This window comes from Streptomyces sp. YGL11-2 (genome assembly GCF_050054615.1).
GTDB lineage: Bacteria > Actinomycetota > Actinomycetes > Streptomycetales > Streptomycetaceae > Streptomyces.
This window is the reverse complement of the sequence record NZ_JBNHIN010000121.1, coordinates 1-5673: the sequence shown is the minus strand read 5'-3', so window position 1 is coordinate 5673 and position 5673 is coordinate 1. Positions and strand designations below refer to the sequence as shown.

At 69.6% G+C, this 5673-nt stretch carries 2 protein-coding genes; both read right to left on the bottom strand.

Going from position 1 to position 5673, the window contains the following annotated elements; translation table 11 throughout:
* Nucleotides 1-1972, bottom strand: a 1972-nt coding sequence (locus tag ACO1BR_RS43745) for a type I polyketide synthase (protein ID WP_426800694.1), incomplete at its 3' end; no start/stop codon positions are given.
* Between the two features lie 36 nt (nt 1973-2008).
* A partial coding sequence (locus ACO1BR_RS43740) for an SDR family NAD(P)-dependent oxidoreductase (RefSeq protein ID WP_426800693.1) occupies nt 2009-5673 on the bottom strand: 3665 nt, incomplete at its 5' end.

Here is a 5673-nt window from a genome sequence, read left to right as displayed (position 1 = left end):
ACAACGCCACCTCCACCGCGAACAACGCCGGCTGCGTGAACCCGGTCTCATCCAGACCCTCCGCCGCGCCGAACATCACCGCACGCAGATCCCGCAACTCACCGTCGAACTGCGCCAGCACCTCGTCCAACGCCTGGGCGAACACCGGGAACCGGCCATACAACTCCCGACCCATCCCCACCCGCTGCGCACCCTGCCCGGAGAACAACACCGCCAGCTTCCCGGCCGTGTGTCCGGCGTGACCGCGCGCCACCTCGACGGTTTCGCCACCCTCGGACAGCAGCACCGACCGGTACTCCAGATGTGCCCGGGTGGTGGCCAGCGAGAATCCCAGGTCGAGGGGAGACTGGTCGTNTCCGGCGTGACCGCGCGCCACCTCGACGGTTTCGCCACCCTCGGACAGCAGCACCGACCGGTACTCCAGATGTGCCCGGGTGGTGGCCAGCGAGAATCCCAGGTCGAGGGGAGACTGGTCGTCGGTCAGTGCGGAGATCCGGTCACGCTGCGCGGCCAGTGCCTCCTCGGACCTCGCCGAGAGCAGCCACGGCACTGCCGTCGGCGAGGTCCGCGGCCCTTCCTCGTCGTCGGTCTCCTCGACGACCGGTGCCTGTTCGAGGATGACGTGGGCGTTGGTGCCGCTGATGGCGAAGGACGACACGCCGGCCCGCCGCGGCCGGTCGGCCTCGGGCCACTTCTGCGGTTCCGTCAGCAGCTCCATCGCACCCGACGACCAGTCCACGTGCGAGGTCGGCGCGTCCACGTGCAGCGTCTTCGGCAGCACGCCGTGCCGCATCGCCAGGATCATCTTGATGATCCCCGCCGCCCCGGCCGCCGCCTGGGTGTGACCCAGGTTCGACTTCACCGAACCCAGCAGCAGCGGACGCTCGGCCTCCCGCCCCTGACCGTAGGTGGCCAGCAGCGCCTGCGCCTCGATCGGGTCGCCCAGCGGCGTACCCGTACCATGCGCCTCGACCACGTCCACATCCGAGCCTGTCAAACCGGCACCGTTCAACGCCTGCCGGATCACCCGCTGCTGCGACGGACCGCTCGGCGCGGTCAGGCCGTTGGAGGCACCGTCCTGGTTGACGGCCGAGCCCCGCACCACCGCGAGCACGGGATGCCCGTTGCGGCGGGCGTCGGACAGCCGCTCGACGACGAGGACGCCCACGCCCTCGGACCAACCGGTGCCGTCGGCCGCATCGGCGAACGCCTTGCACCGGCCGTCCGTCGCCAGACCGCCCTGCCGGCTGAATCCGACGAAGCTCATTGGCGTCGATATCACCGTCACCCCGCCGACCAGGGCCAGCGAGCACTCACCGGAATGCAGCGCCTGGATCGCCAGGTGCAGCGAGACGAGCGAGGAGGAGCATGCAGTGTCGACGGTGACGGCCGGGCCCTCCAGGCCGAAGCTGTACGAGACCCGACCGGACAGGATGCTGGCGATGAGGCCGGTGCTGCCGTGCCCTTCGATGTCCTCTCGGGAGTTCATCACGGTGTTGACGTAGTCGATACCGCTGGTGCCGACGAAGACACCGGTCTCGGTGCCCCGCAGGGACACGGGGTCGATGGTGGCGCGCTCCAGCGCTTCCCAGGACGCCTCCAGCAGGATGCGCTGCTGCGGGTCCATCGTCACGGCCTCGCGGGGCGAGATACCGAAGAAGTCCGCGTCGAACGAGGCGGCGTCGACGAAGCCGCCCTCGGTGGTCGCACTGCTGCCGCTGCCGTCGCCGGTGAGAACGTCGAGGTCCCAGCCGCGGTCCGTGGGGAATGCGGAGATGCCGTCCCGGCCGTCGTCCAGCAACTGCCAGAAGTCTTCCGGCGTTCGCACGCCGCCCGGCAGCCGGCAGGACATCCCGACGATGGCTATGGGCTCCTGCTTGGCGGACTCGACCTCACGAAGCCGTTGGCGGGTCTGGTGCAGGTCGTTCGTGACCCACTTGAGGTAGTCAACGAGCTTCTTGTCGTTCGGCATGCCGTGGACCCTTCCGTGTGAATAAGGGGGCCGGTCTCAGCGCTCGCTGAGACGGCCGAGCTCGTTGTCGATGAAGGCGAAGATCTCGTCGGTGCTGGCGGCTTCGAGCCGCTCGGCGACCTCGGCGCCGTGATCCTCCTCGTGGGCGCCCCGCCAGTTGTCCAGGATCCGCGCCAGCCGGTCGGCGACCGCGTCCCTGGTACGGATGTCGGGCTCGCTGGCGGCGAGTGCGGAGCCGAGCCGCTCGACTTCCGCCAGGAGGGTCGAGCCCGAGTCGGCATGTCCCACGAGCTCCGTGACGAAATGGTCGGCAAGTGCGGCGGGGTTGGGGTAGTCGAAGACGAGGGTGGCGCTCAGCCGCTGTCCGGTGATCGTGGAGAGGCGGTTGCGCAGTTCGACGGAGGTCAGCGAGTCGAAGCCGAGCTCGTTGAACTCCCGGCGTGCGTCGATGCTCTTGGCCGAGACGTGTCCGAGCACGGCGGCGGCCTCGGTGCAGACGACGTCGGTCATCAGCCGCGTACGCTCCTCCGGGCGGGCCGCCCGCAACCGATCGACGAGCATGGCGACCGCGCCCGCGGCGGAACCGCCCGTCGAGCTCGCGGCCGTCCGCCGGGCACCCTTGACGAGCCCCCGCAGCACCGACGGCACCGAGCCCTGCATCCGTACCGGTCCGGATACCCGGCCGACCGGGACGAGGTGGGGCGCATCCGTCGCGGTGGCGGCGTCGAACAACGCCAAACCCCGCTCCGGACTCAACGGCACCGTCCCATACGAAGCCATCCGCTGCATGTCCGCATCCGAGAGCGACGCAGTCATCCCACCACCCTGCTCCCAGGCACCCCACGCCAACGACTGCGCAGGCAACCCCAGCCCCACACGATGCCAGGCAAGCGCATCCAAAAACACATTGCCCGCCGCATAATTCCCCTGACCCGGACCACCCAACACACCCGCGATCGACGAGAACAACACGAACGCAGCCAGATCCAACCCCATCGTCGCCTCATGCAGATGCCAGGCAGCATCCACCTTCGGACGCAACACAGCCGACAACCGCTCCGACGACAACGACGTGACCACACCATCATCGAGAACACCCGCCGCATGCACCACAGCCGTCAACGGATGCGCGACGGACACCGACCCAACGACCGCATCCACCGCCTCCCGATCCGCCACATCACACGCCCGCACCGTCACCTCAGCACCACCCGCGGACAGCTCCTCCCGCAACTCCTCCACACCAGGCGCCGCAGACCCACTCCGACTGACCAACAACAGATGCCGCACCCCACGCTCACCCACCAGATGCCGAGCCACCTGACGACCCAGCCCCCCGGTACCACCCGTGATCAGCACCGTCCCGTCCGGATCCCAGGCACGCGACACCGACTCCACACCACCACCCAACTCAGCCAACCGACCCACCCGCAACACACCATCCCGCACAACGAACTGCCCCTCCCCGGCAGCCACCAACCCGGGAACCACCCCAAGCACCGACCCCAACCCACCCGCCACAGAACCAACCTGAACATCCAACAACGCAACCCGCCCCGGATGCTCCGACTGCGCCGAACGCACCAACCCCCACACCGCAGCACCAGCCACATCCACCACGGACTCACCCGCATCCGCACAAACAGCACCACGAGTGACAAACACCAGACGCGAAGCGTCCGCCCTCTCCCGACCCAACCACTCCTGCAACACACCCAGAACCCGAGCCGCCAACTCGTGCGTATGGGCAGGCACGTCGTCGCCGACGCCTGACACGGGGACCACCACCAAGTCCTCGTCGCCCGCGAGGTCCGCCAGAGAAGCGACGGACGCACCCAGGCCGAATTCGTCCGCGCCCAGGGACACCGACCGGACCTCGGTTGGCTCCACCTCAGGAGGCGCCACCCACTCCCACGACAGCAGCCCGTCGCGCACCGCGCCGCGCCGCGCCGCGGACCGGCCGGTGCCGGGGTCCCGGTAGGCCCGCATCACCATCGCCTCGGCGGAGAGGACGGGCGCGCCCTCGACGTCGACGGCCGCGATGGACATCGAGTCGTCAGCGGTCTTGACGACCCGCACCCGGAGGACCGAGGCGCCGCCCGCGTGCAGCGACACGCCCCGCCAGGCGAACGGCAGGAACTGGTCATCCTCGGTGCCGACCCCGGCCATCCGGTGGGACTGCAACACCGCGTCCAACAGCGCCGGGTGGATCCCGAACGCTCCGGCCTCCGCTGCGACGTGGTCCGGCAGGGCCACCTCGGCGAAGACACCGTCCTCGCTCTTCCACACCGAACGCAGCCCCTGGAACGCGGGGCCGTAGCCGGTCCCGTCGTAGAAGCCCGCCAGGTCGACGGCCACCGCGTCCGGCGGCGGCCAGACCCGGGAACCGAAGTCGACGATCCGCTCGCCGCTGGTCAGCGTGCCACCCGCGTGCTGGATCCACGGCCCATCCGGGTCACCGTCATCCGGGCGCGAATACACCGAGACGGTACGGGTGCCCGCCTCATCGGCGGCCCCGGCCAGCACCTGGATCCGCGTGGCATGCTCCTCCTGGAGCACCAGCGGGGTCATCAGCACCAGGTCCTCGACCCGGTCGCCGCCGACCTGGTCGGCGGCACGCATCGCCAACTCCAGGAAACCGGTTCCAGGGAAGAGCACGCTGCCGCCCATGACGTGGTCGAGCAGCCAGGGATGCGTCTGCAGCGACAGCCGGCCCGTCAGCACCATCGCGCCGGAGTCCGCGACGGTGATCGTCGCACCCAACAGCGGGTGCTCCGCGGCCGACAGGCCCGCACCGGCCACATCGCCGGACTGCGCGGCCGGCCGGGGCCAGTACCGCTCGTGCTGGAAGGGATAGGTGGGCAGGTCGACGGGGCGGGCACCGGTTCCGTCGAAGATCCTGGGCCAGTCCACCTCGACGCCCGAGACGTGCAGCCGCGCCAGCGCGGTCAGCAGGGCAGACTCCTCGGACCGGTCCTTGCGCAGAGCACTGACGAACACCGCTGCCCCGTCCGCGCGGTGCTGGGCCATCGCCGTCAGCACACCGTCCGGACCCAACTCCAGGAAGGCCGAGGTACCTTCGGCCTCAAGCGTCCGCACACCGTCGGCGAAGCGGACGGTCTCCCGTACGTGACGAACCCAGTAGTCCGCCGAGCACACCAGCTCCTCGGCAGCCAGCTCACCGGTCACGTTGGAGACCAGGGGAATCTGCGGCGCCCTGAACGACAGCCCGGCCACCACCCGCCGGAAGTCCTCCAGCATCGGATCCATCGACGCCGAATGGAACGCATGGCTCACCGACAGCCGCTGCGTCCTGCGCCCCTCAGCCGCCAACTCCTCAGCATTGCAGAGAACTTCGGCCTCATCACCGGCGATCACCACCGCCTCGGGGCCGTTGACCGCAGCGATGGACACACCATCCGACAGCCGCGCGGCCACCTCCACCTCAGTGCCCTCGACAGCCACCATCGCACCGCCCACAGGCAACGCCTGCATCAGCCGCGCCCGCGCCGCCACCAGCACACACGCATCCGCCAGCGAGAACACCCCCGCCACATACGCCGCCGCAACCTCACCGATCGAATGCCCCGCCACGAAGTCCGGCCGAATCCCCCAGGATTCCACCAACCGGAACAACGCCACCTCCACCGCGAACAACGCCGGCTGCGTGAACCCGGTCTCATCCAGACCCTCCGCCGCGC